The sequence below is a fragment of the Bradyrhizobium sp. AZCC 1577 genome, from assembly GCF_036924575.1.
Lineage (GTDB): Bacteria > Pseudomonadota > Alphaproteobacteria > Rhizobiales > Xanthobacteraceae > Bradyrhizobium.
This window is the reverse complement of record NZ_JAZHRQ010000001.1, coordinates 2,408,635-2,424,733: the sequence shown is the minus strand read 5'-3', so window position 1 is coordinate 2,424,733 and position 16,099 is coordinate 2,408,635. Positions and strand designations below refer to the sequence as shown.

Sequence of the window (16,099 nt, the reverse complement as noted above, 5' to 3'; positions counted from 1 at the left end):
ACGTACCTCAAGCTATTTGGGCCGGGGAAGAGTAATCAAGCCCATTTGTTCAAAATGCCTGAAAGCTTCAGTAAAGCTCTTTTTGATCTTAAGCCCGAGAGCTTCGTCCTTTATCCAAACCGTATAGTCGATGCACGACTGCATCGTTTGCGCAAACCGTTGTCCAGACGAAATGGAATCCGAGCCACCACGATTTAGCGAGTGAGCCGATGAAGGAACCAACGTGAAATATAATAGCTGTCGGCCCAAAACCTTGTTGTAATCCTGCTTCTGGGTATGCATCGAATGGATGGTAGCAAACGCATCAGCGTCAAGCTCCTGCTGCGGGTCAAACCTCTTTTCAAAGTGTCCTAGGACGATGTGGCCGATTTCGTGGAGCAAAATGAACCCGACCCAAGGTGCCATTTCTTCTCCGAGAGGCTCGAAGGGTCCGCTGCCAACGGGTCGAAGAGCTTGAGCTATTTCGGGACAAGTAGCTGTAAGATATTTGTCTATTCGAGGCATCAGCGCATTTGGCGGGAGTCCGGGAACAGGTCTTAGAAATTTTGACGAATCTGCAAAATAGCCACGAATGCACTGAGCGGTCTTAATTTTAATATCTAACTCGCTCAGCCGAACAATCGACAGGTTCATCATCAATCTATAGAGCCCGGTAGAGACTCTTATTACGTATTTTCCATTCTCTTTCGTCGAATAGACACTGTAGTCCGATGTGAAATCGACTTTAACTTCCGTCAACTCGACTGCTGTACGATAAGAGTCGTATCGCGCGATATAGTTTTTGTAGTAGCTGAACAGTGACTCCATCCACGATTGCGCGAAATCATTTTCATCCTTTCGAAACACAACAAACGATTCGCTCCGATCGTCCTCCTGAGATCGGGAGGAGGAAGAGCAAAAAATGAGAAGTACCGAGAAAGCTACTACTCGAAGACTTGAGCCCACGTCATATATTCCTCTAATTCAGCTTTCGTAAGGGCAGGAAATTTTGCCTTAAGCGCGGAATACCTCGCGATTTCAGGCTGATACTTCTGTTTCAAAAGTTCCTCGCGAAACTCAGAAATCCCAAAACATTCCTTCATTTCTTTTGGGTTGGTCGAGGACTTGCACGAGTTGGAGTAGGTCCTTGACGCGACAAGAAACGAATATTCATTTTGCTTATTGTCGATCCCAACCCGCGCCCCGGCGTTGAAAAAACGCTTGATCTTGCCATCGCTGTCGATCTCGATAGCGTTAAACATTGACAATGCTCCAAGCCCGATTCCCAATAGTAAGCAAAGCGCCCCGGGCCGAATCCAGAAAATTCAAATGTCCCCAGCGGCCCAACGCTTAACTTTGCTGTCTTGTTCTTTGAGATCTCGCCCGCCCTCCTTCGCAGCAGCAAAAAGCCCAGCCATATGGCAGTCGCAGCAATTGATAGGACAAAAACGCGCTCGAAAATCCTCATCGCAATTAGCATGTCACTTATCAGCATATGAACCTTCAAAGTTCAGACTCTTGGACAATCCTACCGCAAGGCATTCCAGACTTGCAACCTAGCGACGATCGCCATCACCTAGCAAAATGGGCGTCAAATTTGCGTTGCGTTACGTGCCTTTGGACCTCACCGTGCCTGTTGCTCGAGGCCGACATCATCATCGATGGCAAGCCGCTCGACTTCGCCGATACCGTGACCTATCGCGGCATGATGTTCACCGGCGTGCCGAACGTCGTTTGGGTGTTCGGCTATTTCCGCCCAAGCGCGGCGACAAGCCGGAATGGCAGCACAATCAGGACTACTGGGCGGAAAAGGACGAATTTCCGGCCATCGATCTGAAGGACAAGGCGTTCGTTTACGGCTGAAGCCGGTCACCGGGTGAAGGCTGCATCCCCTTACCCGGCGTCTTCAGGCAGGACGTGCCTCAATCAGATTGAAGCGGCCGGCCGGATAACTCGTGACCAGATCGAAGCCGCTCTGGTCGAGCAATTCGCGGTACTGTCGCTCGGTGCGCTCAAGTCCTCCGGGCCCGCGAAGCATGTTCAGATCGCTCAGCGCCTGCTCTCTGTCCTCGTCCACCATGGATGGCCTCTCCGGCATCAGCCGTTCCACCAGAAGCAGTTTGCCTTCGCCCGGGAGCGCCTTGCGACAGTTTTGCAGGATCGTGACACTGCGCGCATCATCCCAGTCGTGAATGATGCTCTTGAGGATGATCGCATCAGCGATCGCCGGCACGGTCTTGAAGAAATCGCCGGCCACAAATTCCACGCGGTCATCGACACCGATCTGTCTGAGATGCTTGCTCGCGGCCTCGGCACATCTCGGAAGATCGAAAACAGTTCCGCGCAGTTTGCTGTTTTGCTGCGCGATAACGCCGAGCAATTCGCCGGATCCGCCGCCGACGTCCATCAGGTGGCGTATCCCGCTGAAGTCATAGGACTGAAGGACATTCGGTGTGACAAGACGGGTAAGCTCCACCATCGCCACATTGAACTTGTCCACAATCTCAGGCGTCCGGCCCATCAGCTCGAAGCTGTCATCGACGCCTTGCAGTTGCGCTGCGGTCTTGCCGGTCATGATGGATTCAAGCATTCCGCTCCAGGATTTTGAAATCAGTTCGGTCTCAAGGATTGCCCAGCCCTTGACCGAATGTTTCGCGGAGCTATCGAGGCAGGCACCCATATCCGTCAACGCATAGCGATCTTCGCCGCTGCGCGAACAGATGCCGATGGTGGAAAGCGCGGTAAGCAGGCGTCCGAGCGAACGCTCATCCGCCCCGGTTGCCTTGGCGAGCTTGCCGACCGTCTGCGGTCCGTAGCTCAACAACTCGGCGAGCCCGAGTCTGGCCGCGACATAGATCACCGCCGTAACACGTTGCGACTGGATCAAATCGAAAAGCCTGAGGGCCGATACTTGAGATGACATCGCGCCTCCTGTTGTCGTGATTGTTGATCTCCCTGCGGACTTGCGCGCTTGACCCATCAAGCGTGGCGCCTAACCGGGATGAATGAAATGAACCAACTCACAAAACTCATGTATACTATAAAGGTATTTTGATACCTCAACTTGCGGTAAATTTGCCAGACGATCGCGATTATTGTATACAAACTGCACCCAAAACGAAGGAGGTGCAGCCATGCCGTCCTCATTCCCCCTCAATGCCTGGTACGCCGCTGCCTGGGACGTCGACATCAAGCATGCACTGTTTCCGCGCACGATCTGCGGCAAGCATGTCGTGATGTACCGCCAGTCCAACGGGCGGGTCTGCGCGCTGGAGGACGCCTGCTGGCACCGCCTGGTGCCGCTCTCGAAGGGACGGCTCGACGGCGATACCGTCGTCTGCGGCTATCACGGGCTGAAATTCAATGCGCAGGGCCGCTGCACCTACATGCCCTCGCAGGAGACCATCAACCCGTCCGCCTGCGTGCGTTCCTATCCCGTGGTTGAGCGCCATCGTTTCATCTGGCTGTGGATGGGCGATCCGGCGCTGGCCGATCCGGCGCTGGTGCCCGACATGCACTGGAACGACGACCCGGCCTGGGCGGGCGACGGCAAGACCATTCACGTCAAATGCGATTACCGCCTCGTCGTCGATAATCTGATGGACCTGACCCACGAAACCTTCGTGCATGGCTCCAGCATCGGCAATGATCACGTGGCCGAAGCCCCGTTCGACGTCACCCATGGCGACAAGACGGTCACCGTGACGCGCTGGATGAAGGGCATCGACGCGCCGCCGTTCTGGGCCGCGCAGTTGCAGAAGCCGGGCCCGGTCGACCGCTGGCAGATCATCCATTTCCAGGCGCCCGGCACCGTCAACATCGACGTCGGCGTGGCGCCCGTCGGCACCGGCGCGCCGGAAGGCGACCGCTCGCAGGGCGTCAACGGCTTTGTGCTCAACACCATGACGCCGGAGACCGACACCACCTGTCATTATTTCTGGGCCTTCGTCCGCAATTACCGGACGACCGAACAGAAACTGACCACCGAAATTCGCGAAGGCGTGTCGAACATCTTCCACGAGGATGAAATCATCCTCGAAGCGCAGCAGCGCGCGATGGACGAGAATCCAGACCGCACGTTCTACAATCTCAACATCGATGCGGGGGCGATGTGGGCGCGGCGCGTGATCGACCGGATGGTGGCGCGCGAGAGCGCACCGCAGGCCATGCAAGCTGCGGAGTGAGGAAATGAGCGAACGCGACGCCGAACGTTCCGTGTCGCAGACCGTGCGGGCGCAGCTCGCGCTGCGCGACATGATCCTGTCCGGGCGGCTGCGCCCGGGCGAACGCATCTCCGAATTGCAGGCGGTCGACATCACCGGCGTTTCGCGGACCCCGGTGCGGCTGGCGCTGGTCCGGCTGGAGGATGAAGGCCTGCTGCAGGCGATCCCGTCCGGCGGCTTCATGGTGAAAGCGTTCACCGAGCGCGACATTCTGGATTCGATCGAGCTGCGCGGCACGCTGGAGGGCCTCGCCGCGCGCTTTGCGGCCGAGCGCGGCGTCAGCGCGCGTAGCCTTGAGCCGCTCAAGGAGTGCCTTGCCGATCTCGACCAACTGGTTCGGCAGGATCCGATTTCGGTCGAAGCCTTTTCCGCCTATGTGACGATGAACGCGCGGTTTCACGCGCTGCTGAACGAATTGTCCGCCAGCGCGCCGCTGATCCGGGAAATCGACCGCGTCTCGGCGCTGCCGTTCGCTTCGCCAAGCGCGTTCGTGATGGCGCAGTCGGCGCTGCCGGAAGCGCACCAGATCCTGCTGATCGGGCAGGATCATCACCGCGTGGTGGTCGATGCGATCGAGAACCGCGAGGGCGCGCGGGCCGAAGCCGTGATGCGCGAACATTCCCGCCTCGCCGCGCGCAACCTGCGGCTCGCGATCCGGAACCGCACGCATCTCGATTTGCTGCCCGCGCTCGCCCTTTTGAAATCGCCAGTCGAATAGAGATAGCCCATGCGTTTTGCCGAGCAATGGAGCTGGTGCACCGTCGAATCGATCCGCGACGTGACGCCGACGATCCGCGAGTTCCGCCTGCGTCCTGAAAGCGGCCGACTAGCGCCCTACCCGGCAGGCAGCCATATCGGCGTCTCCGTGCTGATCGACGGACAGCCGGCGCGGCGCTCCTATTCGCTGGTGGAGAACGACGACGCCGGCACTTATCGCATCGCGGTGCGGCTGGCGCCGGATAGCCGCGGCGGCTCGCGCGGCATGTGGAATTTGCGGGCTGGCGCGCGGATCGAGATCTGCAACCCGAGCTCGCTGCTGGAGATCGATTGGACGCGGCGAAATTATTGCCTGATCGCCGGCGGCATCGGCATCACGCCGATGACAGGCATCGCAGCCGCACTCCGCCGCAGGCATATCGACGCCCCGCTGCATTATGCCGTGAAATCGCGCGGCGACGCGGCCTTCTTGGACGAACTGACGACGCTGCTCGGCGACCGGCTGAACGTCTACGCCTCCGATGTAGGCGCGCGGATCGATCTCGAAGCCACTTTCCGCGCCTTGGCGAGCGACGCCATCGCCGTCATTTGCGGGCCGATGCGGATGCTGGAGGCGGCGCGGCGCGCCTGGAACGAGGCAGGTAGAGCGCCCGCCGACCTCCGCTATGAGACCTTCGGCTCCAGCGGCTTGATGCCGACGGCGGAATTCCGGGTGCGGCTGAAGGATACGGACACCGAACTGGTGGTGCCGCAGAACAGCTCGATGCTCGACGCGCTGAACGGCGCCGGCTTCGAGGTGATATCGGACTGCCAGCGCGGGGAGTGCGGCGTCTGCGCCGTGGATGTCGTGGCCGTCGAGGGCGAGATCGATCATCGCGACGTGTTCTTCAGCGATCAGCAGAAGCAGGACAACCGCAAGATCTGCCCCTGCGTGTCGCGCGCGATCGGTGTCGTGACCATCGATACGCTGTACCGGGCTGAGGCTGTCTAGTTTAGCGCTCGGACAGGCGGATTATCTGGCGCCCGCTATTCATCGCCTTGAGATTGTTGACGTACTCTTCTGGGCGCTGCCAGCGGTGAGGAACTTTCAATCCCATGAAATCCGCGATGTCACCGATAAACGCAGTGCAATTGGTTGTTTCGGCGTTCCAGACCGGTGAACTCGCCTGTAATTTCTTGATGTAGGCGAAAACCCTTTTTGCGTCCGGCTCGTTCAAGTAAACTCGATAACTAGCGGTCAGGTACTGCGGATCAAGATCGCCATAGCTTGCCGTGGTCTCGGACGGCACCCACATCAAATGACCAAGGACATAAGCTGCGTTGTCTCCCGCAGGGGTAAGGCCTGCGACTTCAACTGCTCGCTCGCTTGTCTTCCCAAACCAGACGAAAGCGTGTCCCCAGCTCGCCGCCGTCCTGGCTCTGAAATCAACGTAGTACGGGCCCTTTGCTGATCCCGATCCCGGCTTTCGAGTCGACTGCGGCGCCGATTTGGATTCAATGGGCGCCGCCTCACTGGAAACAAGCGCGCTCGCAGCGGCGGCGCGCTTGTGGAGCTCCCGTTTCTGGGGAATGAAACGTTCCGAGCGGGCGCGAGTGTCAATCTCGCGTGCCGAAGCTGATTGGATGTTGCACTGGAGCAGGACAGCGAGTGCGAATCCCGCAAGCAAGCATATTCCCAACCTCTTCGGCCGATTTGCCACGCTTCGCCCTTCAACTGTCGACGATAAAGGTCAGATTCCGCGAGACCTTAAATCAATACCGCGCATAGGGCCGCGGCGGCGCGACAGGCGTCTTGCCGATTGGGGTCTTCCCGATTGGGGTCTTGCCAATCGGCATCTTGCCGATTTGGGCCGTCTGATAGACGGGCTGTCGGCGCGGAATGTCGGCAGCACCAGCGGCAGTCACCACGGCAAGCGTTGCACCGACAACAATCACAGTCTTCATCACGGTACTTTTCCTCCAGGTTAGAAGAAACAAGGCAGCAAACTGCTGCGGCGTTCTCCTCAGACCCGCCGTGAGCATGAGCGTCGGAATACGTCGACAGTGCGGCAGATCAGACACGTTCGAGGGATAGGTCTACAGTGCGGCATATATGAGACATGTTGGAACCTCGACCCTATTGGGTCGATGGTGCGATAGCCGAACGCCATTGTCGCGCCAATCCATCCGATGGCGACGCCAAGGCGATATTGACAACGGGCCTACGTTGTTCGGCTTTGGGCAAACTCGGAAGTCCGGAGGTGATCGGCAATAGAGTAACGGAGGCTGCCATGTGGGCAGCCTCTCTCCATGCCTTGAAGCTATCTCCACGTCGCCGCCTGCCCCCGTCATGGGGACTCATCCCAACGTGGAGATGAAACGACAGGGCTCACGCCCATCCCGAACTCACGTGTGGGCTTCCGATCGGTCCTCAACAACCGTTGTGCGGCCTCGGCGTTTGTGGCGCAGCGCTCGAGCCAGCGAGCCACGAGAAAATCAACCCGCGCGGCAAATCGCCGTTGAGCCGCTGCCAGCAAAGGCCTCGCTCCCAAGCTCTGATTGGATGGTCTTTTGACGTCGTTGCGGGCGTTCATCTTGCCCTCCTGCCGGTTCGGCGGAGGGAGCGGCCCTGCGCCGAGAGTTACACTCTTGCTTTGCGGATCAGCCCCGCTTCGAGCTGAAAGTTCGGGCCCCACGTCATCACGGACATGCACGACCAATCGGCCAGCCGAATAAGCGGCCGGACGCGGACGGCAGTCTCTGCGATGTGTGTGCGCGCGTTACGCATTGCGGTCCTCAAGAGTGCAGGCAATTTCACCCGCGACGAATGTCACGATCTAAACGCAGAGAAAATTCGGCGCGTCAATGTTTTATGCGCACGAGGTGCGGGATTTGTTGCGCGCTAGTAATTTTCGAACGCTAGCGGAGCCGACTGGGTTCGAAAATTTCAGGCTATTGTCCGTTGGGCGGAAGTGGCGGTTTACTTCGCCATGTCCGGTCTACCCCCGGGAAGCACACACCAATCGGACGGATCGGCGTGTCCAGTTGGGGGTCATTAGCTGAACCTACAGCCCATCTCCGGACTTCCGTTCTGCCCGCGAGAGCAGACGTTGCCCATCGTGATCGTCATGCCGGCGATGGGCCAGGAGCGGACAGTTAATGAGGCCTCAGCACCCCTTGTCGCGCCAAGTTTTGTCGTCGATCCGCAGTGGATCGCTGTCAAGTCCGCTCATCGGCACTAGAAAAGTAGAGAAGCGCCGCAACAGAGCTGATCACTAACGCCGCGCCCGTTAAGCTCAGCATCGTAATACGTTCGCCAAGGATCCATGCTCCTAGCATGAGCGCGACGACTGGATTGACGAAGGTGTAAGTGGCGACAACCGGGGCGGACATGCGATCGAGCAGCCACAGGTAGGCTGTGTTCCCGACGACGCTACCGAGGAGCGCCAGATAGAGCATACCGCCGAGTGATACGATTGAGACCTGGCGCGGCGAGAAGTCGATCCATTCGCCGACCAAATGACTCAGCATCAACAGGCCGACGCTACCGCAGATAAGCTGCATGCCAGCAAGATCATGGGGCGGAATATGGGCTGCGCGCCTTTGCACGTACACGCTGCCGAGTGCCCAGGACAGAGAGGATACCAGAAGCAAAAGAATCACACCGATCGGCAGCGAATTGTGCGTATTCGATGTTTCATTCCATGCGATTACTGCAACGCCGGCCAAGCCGGGCACAAGCGCTAAGAGTCTTCTTAAAGCTTCGCTTTGACCAGTTGATACGTTGACAAGCACGATCCAGAACGGAATCGTCGCCAAAAAGATGGCCGATAACCCCGAAGGGACATAACGCTGGGCATATGCGAGGGTCCCGTGACATCCGATGAAGAGGAGCGCGCCACTGATTGCAGCGTGCCACCAATCTTCCCGCGATCGTGGAGTCAATCTCCTCAATTGCGAGAAGCCAAGCAATACAGCGCCACCAAGAATGGAGCGCGCTCCAATCAGAAGCAAAGGAGGGATTGACTGCAAGCCTAGCGCGATTGCTAGATATGTTCCCCCCCATAATAGATAGATGGCGCCGAATGCGCCTATTAATTGGGCTCGGCGTGTGCCTATCGACATAGATGCCCTCTTGCTGTTGACAATCAAGACAACAGCATGCCAACACATCGACAAGCGACGAGGTTTCCGTTGCTGATAAAGGCTCGCCCCGAGGTGAAATGTCTTCTCCGGGTCACGAGCGGCAATCCTCTAACTGATCGTAGGATTTCCGCCTCTCCGTCCGAAGCGAAAATCTGCGCCTTTGTGAGTCCACGCCCCTAGAAGAATTCGTCGAGGAACGCCGCCGCTTCATCCGAGATGCCGGCGATCTTGTTCGTTGCCTGACGATAGAACTTGAAATTGAGCTCGGTCCCGGGTTGGCCGTCATTCCAGTCGGTGAAATGCTCGAGCTCGCTCCGCCCCAGCGGCCGCTTCGCGAGCGCGGTGCGTCGGATGGTGACGCTCACGCGCGGTGTTTGCCTGGTGATGCCGCGCTTCCTGGCGATCGCTTCAGCCGAAACCACAACGCCGCGCGCGATAAGGCCCTGCCCGCCCTCGTTCTCGCTCGCGAACACGAAAACCGTGTCGCCTTCGGCGATATGCTTGCCGCCATACATGGTCTTTTGCGCTGTCAACGCGAACGTCTTCGGCCGCAGATCGGAAACCTCGGCCTTGATCGCGAACGCCATGCTCCTCGTGCCAATGCTAGGCCGACACCGGGAATCTGACGGCTTCCAGCGCGGTTTTGCCGCGGATCATGTCGGAGGCCTTGTCGGCGATCATCAGCGTCGAGGCATTGAGATTGGCCGAGATCATGCGCGGCATGATCGAGGCATCGACCACGCGCAGGCCCTGCAGTCCGTGCACGCGCAACTGGTCGTCGACCACGGCCCATTTGGCATCCGCCGGTCCCATGCGGCAGGTGCAGCCGGGGTGGAATGTGGTCGTGCCGCGCTCGGTGGCGGCCGCCAGGAATTCGTCGTCGCTCTGCACCTTGGGTCCGGGGAAATCCTCATAGGCGTAGTATGGCGCGAGCGGCTTGGACGCGAGCAGCCGGCGCGCCAGTTTCATGCCGGCGACGACGACGCGGCGGTCGATCTCTTCCACCAGATAATTGGTCTGGATGATCGGCGGCGCGAACGGATCGGCGGAGCGGATGCGGACATAGCCGCGGCTCTCCGGGCGCTGCTGCCATGAGGCAACCGTCATGCCGGGCTCGTCCTCGAGCTGGCCCTGCACGCCTTCCTTGTAGCTCGCCGGCGTAAAGGTGAGCTGCAGGTCGGAGCTTTCGGTGGTCTCGCCCGAGTGCCAGAAGCAATAGACCATGGTCGGCGACAGCGACAGCAGGCCGCGCCGCGTCGTGGCCCATTTCAGCGCCTCGACCCAGAGGCTCAAGCCGCGCCGGAGTTCGTTGATGGTCCTGATGTTCTTGACGCGCGCGACCGAGCGCGGCGCGTAATGATCCTGCAGGCCTTCACCGACGCCCAGCAGCGCGTGACGAACCTCGATCCCGTGCGATTGCAGTAGTTCGGGCGAGCCGACGCCGGACAATTGCAGCACCTGCGGCGAGTTATAGGCGCCGCCGGAAAGAATGACTTCCTTGTTGGCGCGCACCTCGACGGGCGTGCCTCCCTTGCCGCCCCGGAGATAACGCACGCCGACCGCGCGCTTGCCCTCGAAAATGAGGTTGGTGACATGCGCATGCGTCCGCACATCGACATTCGGCCGCTTCCGCGCCGGATGCAAAAACGCCTTGGCGGCGCTCATGCGCAGACCGTTCTGGATGGTGCGCTGGCAGTAGGAGACGCCCTCCTGGATCGCGCCGTTGTAATCGGGATTTTTGGGGATCCCGAGGCTGACGGCACCTTCCATGAAGGCCTCGCACAGCGGATCCTGCCAATCCATGGTGGTGACGATAAGACTGCCTTCGCGGCCGCGATAGGTCTCGTCGCATTCGCCGACGCGGCACTCCAGCCGCTTGAAATAGGGCAGTATGTCCGGATAGCCCCAGCCGCGGTTGCCTAGCTGCGCCCAGGTATCGAAATCCTGGCGCTGGCCGCGGTTGTAGATGTGGCCGTTGATCGACGACGAGCCGCCCAGCGTCTTGCCGCGCGGCGCGTAGATGCTGCGCCCGCCGGTCCATGGGCCCGGTTCCTGCTGATAGGCCCAGTTGACGCTCTTCATGTGGAACGTCTTGATGAAGCCGGCGGGCAGATGGATGTAGGGATGCCAGTCCTTGCCACCCGCTTCTAGCACGCAGACGCGGCTGGAAGAATCTTCGCTGAGCCGGTTGGCGAGCACGCTTCCCGCGGAGCCCGCGCCGATAATCACATAATCGAACGTTTCCATCGTCTCTTTTCTGGCGCGGCTTAGTTACCGCGGCTTATCGTTGAGTTGATAATTGAGATGCGCCTTCACCGTCGGCCATTCGCTGGCAATGATGCTGTAAACCACGGTGTCGCGCAATGTCCCGTTCGGCGCGATCTGATGGCTGCGCAGGATGCCGTCCAGCTTGGCGCCCAGGCGCTCGATGCCGCGCCGGCTCTGGTGATTGAAGAAATGGGTACGGAACTCCACGGCAATGCAATTCAACTTCTCGAACGCGTGCGTCAGCAGCAGCAATTTGCACTGCGTATTGAGCGCGCTGCGCTGCACGCGCTTGGCGTACCAGGTCGAGCCGATCTCGACGCGGCGGTTGGCGGCATCGACGTTCATATAGGTCGTCATGCCTGCAATCTTGCCCTCGGCATCAAACACCGTGAACGGCAGCATCGATCCCGCCGCGAACAGGCCGAGCCGGCGATCGATTTCTTTTTTCATGTTTTCGGCGGTCGGAATGGCGGTGTACCAGAGCTTCCACAGCTCGCCGTCCCTCACCGCTTCCACCAGGCCGTCGATGTGATCGTGCGACAACGGCTCCAGCCGCGCGTGCTCGCCGCGAAGCGTTACCGGTTCAAGAAAGGCCATTCTCTAACTCCGCTCTTTCACCGTCATTGCCTGCGACAAACGCGAAGCGTTTGCGCAAGGGAGCAAAAGCGACGAAGCAATCCGTCTATCCCCTCGTGGCGCAATGGATTGCTTCGCTGCACTCGCAATGACGTGGATGGTTCACTTGTTCAAAAAATTCAGCGCCAGTCCCGGCCGCGCCCAGTCCATCGCAATCAACTCGCCCCTCCCCGACAGTGTGATGTACGCCGTCTTCAACTCCGGCCCGCCGAATGCGATATTGGTGGTGACGCGGTCGCCGGTCGGCACCTGCTCGACCAGCGTGCCGTCAGGCGCGATCACCGAGATGCAGCCCGACACCAGCGTCGCCACGCAGACATTGCCGCTCGCCTCCACCGCCATCGAGTCGAACATCTGGTAGCCACCCAGCCCCGCGATCGGCTTGCCGCGCTCGCCGCGGTAGATCACGTCGCGCGGCTTGATGGTGCCGGGCTCGGATATCTCATAGGCCCACAACCGCGCGGTCGGCGTCTCCGCGATGTACACTGTCTTCTCGTCCGGCGACAGGCCGATGCCGTTGGCGGGCAGCACGCCGTGCACGACCTCCACGACCTCCGTCATGCCCGGCTTGATGTAGTAGAACGCCCCGACATCCATCTCGCGGGCGCGGCGCTTGCCGAGGTCAGAGAACCAGAGGCCGCCGTGCTTGTCGAACACCAGGTCGTTGGGCCCCCGCAGCGCATGCTCGCCGCATTTGGTGACGACAGTCTCGATCTTGCCGCTCTGCAGATCCACGCGCTGGATCGAGCCGCCCTGATAATCATCGGGCTGCGGCCCCGGCATAATCATCTTGCCCGTGGGAATCCAGCTAAAGCCGCCATTGTTGCAGATGTACATCTTGCCGTCGGGGCCGAGCGCTGCGCCATTGGGGCCACCGGGAATTTGCGCGACGACCTCCTTGCGCCCATCAGGATAAACCCGCGTCAGCCGCTTGCCGCGGATTTCGACCAGCACCACCGATCCGTCCGGCATGACAACCGGGCCTTCCGGAAACTCCAGATCGGTGGCGAGAACGCGGATATCGGCCATGAATCCTCCCGGCTTGCTTTTGGCTGCAGGCGGATTTCTGGCTCGGCCCCGCACGCGCAACAATTCGTCGCGGCTGTTATGGCAAAGTCGGTTTGGCTTGCCAAGCAATCACGGGCAATGAAGCGGCGCAGGGCAGCATTGCGGAGACGCTACTCCTTGACCGGCACCCAGATCTCCAGCCCGCCATTGCCGGTGGCGGGATCGAAATTCTCGTCGTAGCGCTCGAAGCTCGGCGCATCTGCCGCCTTCATGCCGGATGCCGGCAGCCAGTGATTCCAGATCGTGTTGACGGTGCGGCGGATCGTCGAGATGTGCTCCGTGTGGGTAAACACCGCATACTTCTGCTCCGGAATCCGCACACGGGCGAACTCGCGCGGCAGATCGGAGAAGTCGGCGACTTCGACGCCGGCGATGTAGTCGAAGCCGGAATCATCGCCATTGCAGCAGACGCCGTAGGCCACCTTGCCGACCCGGTTCGGGATGTCGTCGACTTTCTGGTGAAATTGCTCCCACTGGTTCGGAATGCCGGCGCCGCCGTTCTCATGCGTGCAGCGTTCGCCGATGCCGGCGATGAGCAACGGCTTGGAAGTTTCGAAACACGGCGGCTTGAGAGTATCGAGCAGAGTTGAATCCATCATGATTGGCTCCTGAAGCTTGAGATGATCAAGGCACGTTGCGGCGCGGACCGCTTCGGGCGTGATGCCGAAATGGTCGCGGAACGCGCGGGTGAAAGCTTCGTGAGAGCTGTAGTCCGCATCCAGCGCGAGGCTTAGAATGTCGGGCGCGCCGGCGGCCAGCGCCTGCGCCGCCTTGGTCAGCCTGCGGGCACGCACATAACGCATCACCGAAAGGCCAGTCGCGGCGGCAAACGCCCGCACCAGATGGAAGCGCGAGACGCCAGCAATGCCCGCGATCTCATCGAGCGTCAGCGGCTCGGCGAGATGACTTTCGATGTACCAGAGCGCCTTCTGGGCTGGATTCATGACAGACAGCTCTCATGCGAAGCGTTGGCATTATCGGCGGTTCCGCCGCGCTTCATTTGACAGTCCTTGCTCTTCGATCGTGCCACTGACAAGGTAGGGAACGCTTTCGGAGGTACCATGCTGATCACCAATGTCCGGGCGCACCATATCCGTATTCCCTATGACGCCGGTGTCGCGAGCTTCAAGCAAGGCGCATCCGCCATCTCGGCGCTGGAAATCGTCATGGTGGAAGTTTCGACCGACGCCGGCATCACAGGCTGGGGCGATGCCTTTGCCTATGTCTGCCCGCGAACCAGCTACGCCGCCATCGAGGAAATGATTGCGCCGCAAGCACGGGGACAGGAAGTCCCAGATGCGGCCGGCATTCCCGCCTTCATGGAACAGATCCAGCGCAACCTGCATCTGTTCGGCCGCTATGGCATCACCATGTTTGCGATCTCAGCGTTGGATATTGCGCTGTGGGACCTCGCGGCAAAGGTCAAGGGCGTGCCGTTGTACCGCCTGATCGGCGAAGCCAAGCGCACGCGGATTCCTGCCTATGCGAGCCTGCTGCGGATCGGAAAGCCCGAGCTGATCGCAAGCGAATGCGAGACCGCGCTGCGGCAGGGCTACAAGGCGATCAAGCTGCATGAGACCACAACGCCTGCGGTATATGCCGCGCGGCAGGCGATCGGCGCCGGCATTCCGCTGATGGTCGACATGAACTGTCCGCTGAATGGCGAGGAGGCGATCGCCTTCGCGCATTCCTGCCGCGACGCCGCGCCGCTGTTCCTCGAGGAGCCGGTCTGGCCGCCGGAAGATTTTGCAACGCTGGCCGAGGTGCGAAGCAAGGGCGGGCTCAACGTTGCAGCCGGAGAGAATGCCTGCACGGTTCATCAGTTCAAGCAGATGCTGAAGGCGGGCGCGGTAAGCCATGCGCAACCCTCCGTCATCAAGGTCGGCGGCATCACCGAGTATCTGAAGGTCGTCGACCTCGCCGATGAATTCGGCGTCAGGCTTGCACCGCATTCGCCGTATTTCGGCCCGGGCTTCCTGGCGACGCTGCACTTGATGTCGCTGCGCCACGACGCGAGCTTTGTCGAGGTGTTCTCCATGAAACGCGCCGCCTGCTTGTGGCGCGGCCGCATCGACGTCGATGCCAATGGCAATGTGGAGGTGCCGCAGGGGCCGGGACTCGGTTACGAACCGGATAAGGCCATCATGGAGCAATACCGCGTGGCGTAATCCGCGGGGCAGCCCCTACTTGGTGCCGTCTTTCGGCGTCGCTGCATCCTTCGCAGCAGGCGCGGCATCCTTCGCCGTGGGCGCGGCGGTCTTCTTCGCGTCCTCCGCCACCTTGTTCTGCGCCGCCTGCAACTCGCCGACCAGCTTCTGCAAGCCAATGACCGCGTTCTTCAGCGCCTCGATCTGCCGGTTGGCGGCATCAATTTTCTGCTGATGGTCGGTGGTGAGTTTTGTGATCGTCTTCTGCAGGAAGTCGACATTGCTCTGCAGGCAAGAGGTGCGCCGCTCCATGGTTTTTTCGACGGTGCAGATCTCGATGCCGGGAACGTCCTGCGCGTGGACGCTCGCCGGCAACAAAGCCATCAGCAGCGCGATGGCGACGATCATGATCCTTGGCATCGGAGCAATCATCAAAATCCTCGTTCCACAAGCATCTCACGCGGGGGAACGTCTATCACGGCAATTTGCGCGAAGCAGGGCCCCGTCCCCAGAGATACCATACTGATACCTCATTCAGGCGTTGTGCTTCATCCCGTTAACAGTGGATGGATTTCGCCGCACCTCAGGCCGGTGTGTTTGCCGGTTGCGGCAGTGGAGATTGATTGATGGCAACGCGTGAAAAACGACTGGCGCAGTTCGACGGCAACGGGGAGCCGCCGCCGAACCTGCCGGTGGAAGTTCTTTGCGAGGATCACAGCGGAACCTATCAACTGCCGTTCGCCTGCCGATGGATCGACGGTCAATGGCGCAATGACAGGACCGGCGGCATGGTCGAGGCCACCGTGGTCGGTTGGCGACTGCCGCGGCCGAGATCCGAAAACGCCGCGGAGAGGCCCTGAGCCGTCGCAGATTGCGTCAAAATGCGACGGATGCGCGCGGAACTTTAAGGTTCGGAACAGCTACGGAACGAACCGC

General features: G+C 60.1%; 17 protein-coding genes and 1 pseudogene. 6 read left to right on the top strand and 12 right to left on the bottom strand.

Features of this window, described 5'->3' with window-relative positions:
* Window positions 1-12: 12 nt before the first annotated feature.
* Together V1278_RS11305 and V1278_RS11300 are read right to left on the bottom strand one after the other, a co-directional pair.
* Entirely contained in the window at window positions 13-807 is a 795-nt protein-coding gene (locus tag V1278_RS11305; protein WP_334380762.1) for a hypothetical protein, read from the bottom strand.
* A 116-nt stretch (window positions 808-923) separates the two neighbouring features.
* Complete coding sequence (locus V1278_RS11300) at window positions 924-1,241, bottom strand: hypothetical protein (RefSeq protein ID WP_334380761.1); 318 nt, start codon at window positions 1,239-1,241, stop codon at window positions 924-926.
* A gap of 374 nt (window positions 1,242-1,615) precedes the next feature.
* On the opposite strand from V1278_RS11300, the pseudogene V1278_RS11295 reads away from it, so the two are divergent.
* A pseudogene (locus V1278_RS11295) lies at window positions 1,616-1,842 on the top strand (FAD-containing monooxygenase EthA); the annotation flags it as partial.
* A 43-nt stretch (window positions 1,843-1,885) separates the two neighbouring features.
* Here the strand turns inward: V1278_RS11295 and V1278_RS11290 are convergent.
* Window positions 1,886-2,959 (bottom strand): methyltransferase, encoded by a 1,074-nt coding sequence (locus V1278_RS11290; RefSeq protein ID WP_334380760.1) that lies wholly within the window; start codon window positions 2,957-2,959, stop codon window positions 1,886-1,888.
* A 154-nt stretch (window positions 2,960-3,113) separates the two neighbouring features.
* On the opposite strand from V1278_RS11290, the gene V1278_RS11285 reads away from it, so the two are divergent.
* From V1278_RS11285 to V1278_RS11275, 3 genes are read left to right on the top strand one after another with little or no spacing between them, the layout of a single operon-like run.
* The gene (locus V1278_RS11285; protein WP_334380759.1) at window positions 3,114-4,163 is read left to right on the top strand and encodes an aromatic ring-hydroxylating dioxygenase subunit alpha; all 1,050 of its coding nucleotides are present in this window, start codon (window positions 3,114-3,116) and stop codon (window positions 4,161-4,163) included.
* Window positions 4,164-4,167: 4 nt separating this feature from the next.
* Window positions 4,168-4,920, top strand: a complete 753-nt coding sequence (locus tag V1278_RS11280) for a GntR family transcriptional regulator (protein WP_247513277.1) — start codon at window positions 4,168-4,170, stop codon at window positions 4,918-4,920.
* A 9-nt stretch (window positions 4,921-4,929) separates the two neighbouring features.
* Window positions 4,930-5,910: a PDR/VanB family oxidoreductase gene (locus tag V1278_RS11275; protein WP_334380758.1), complete on the top strand. Its 981-nt coding sequence runs from the start codon at window positions 4,930-4,932 to the stop codon at window positions 5,908-5,910.
* A gap of 1 nt (window position 5,911) precedes the next feature.
* Here the strand turns inward: V1278_RS11275 and V1278_RS11270 are convergent, their stop codons facing one another.
* From V1278_RS11270 to V1278_RS11235, 8 genes are all read right to left on the bottom strand, one after another.
* Window positions 5,912-6,619: a hypothetical protein gene (locus V1278_RS11270; protein ID WP_334380757.1), complete on the bottom strand. Its 708-nt coding sequence runs from the start codon at window positions 6,617-6,619 to the stop codon at window positions 5,912-5,914.
* 52 nt (window positions 6,620-6,671) lie between these two features.
* The gene (locus V1278_RS11265; RefSeq protein ID WP_334380756.1) at window positions 6,672-6,863 is read right to left on the bottom strand and encodes a hypothetical protein; all 192 of its coding nucleotides are present in this window, start codon (window positions 6,861-6,863) and stop codon (window positions 6,672-6,674) included.
* A gap of 1,254 nt (window positions 6,864-8,117) precedes the next feature.
* Window positions 8,118-9,023, bottom strand: a complete 906-nt coding sequence (locus V1278_RS11260) for an EamA family transporter (RefSeq protein ID WP_334380755.1) — start codon at window positions 9,021-9,023, stop codon at window positions 8,118-8,120.
* A gap of 197 nt (window positions 9,024-9,220) precedes the next feature.
* Window positions 9,221-9,631, bottom strand: coding sequence for a hypothetical protein (locus V1278_RS11255; protein ID WP_334364538.1), 411 nt, complete (start codon window positions 9,629-9,631; stop codon window positions 9,221-9,223).
* A 16-nt stretch (window positions 9,632-9,647) separates the two neighbouring features.
* Complete coding sequence (locus V1278_RS11250) at window positions 9,648-11,291, bottom strand: GMC family oxidoreductase (protein WP_334380753.1); 1,644 nt, start codon at window positions 11,289-11,291, stop codon at window positions 9,648-9,650.
* Between the two features lie 24 nt (window positions 11,292-11,315).
* Window positions 11,316-11,909: a GNAT family N-acetyltransferase gene (locus V1278_RS11245; protein ID WP_334380752.1), complete on the bottom strand. Its 594-nt coding sequence runs from the start codon at window positions 11,907-11,909 to the stop codon at window positions 11,316-11,318.
* 141 nt (window positions 11,910-12,050) lie between these two features.
* The gene (locus V1278_RS11240) at window positions 12,051-12,977 is read right to left on the bottom strand and encodes an SMP-30/gluconolactonase/LRE family protein (protein ID WP_334380751.1); all 927 of its coding nucleotides are present in this window, start codon (window positions 12,975-12,977) and stop codon (window positions 12,051-12,053) included.
* Window positions 12,978-13,126: 149 nt separating this feature from the next.
* Window positions 13,127-13,960 (bottom strand): AraC family transcriptional regulator, encoded by an 834-nt coding sequence (locus tag V1278_RS11235; RefSeq protein ID WP_334380750.1) that lies wholly within the window; start codon window positions 13,958-13,960, stop codon window positions 13,127-13,129.
* A gap of 117 nt (window positions 13,961-14,077) precedes the next feature.
* Between V1278_RS11235 and V1278_RS11230 the strand changes: the two genes are divergently transcribed.
* Window positions 14,078-15,184 carry a mandelate racemase/muconate lactonizing enzyme family protein gene (locus V1278_RS11230; protein WP_334380749.1) on the top strand — a complete coding sequence of 369 codons (1,107 nt, stop codon included), beginning with the start codon at window positions 14,078-14,080 and terminating at the stop codon, window positions 15,182-15,184.
* Window positions 15,185-15,199: 15 nt separating this feature from the next.
* On the opposite strand, the gene V1278_RS11225 is transcribed toward V1278_RS11230, so the two are convergent.
* The gene (locus tag V1278_RS11225; protein ID WP_442893770.1) at window positions 15,200-15,583 is read right to left on the bottom strand and encodes a hypothetical protein; all 384 of its coding nucleotides are present in this window, start codon (window positions 15,581-15,583) and stop codon (window positions 15,200-15,202) included.
* Between the two features lie 206 nt (window positions 15,584-15,789).
* Here V1278_RS11225 and V1278_RS11220 point away from each other — a divergent pair, with 206 nt between their 5' ends.
* Entirely contained in the window at window positions 15,790-16,023 is a 234-nt protein-coding gene (locus V1278_RS11220) for a hypothetical protein (protein ID WP_334364544.1), read from the top strand.
* The last annotated feature ends 76 nt before the right edge of the window (window positions 16,024-16,099 follow it).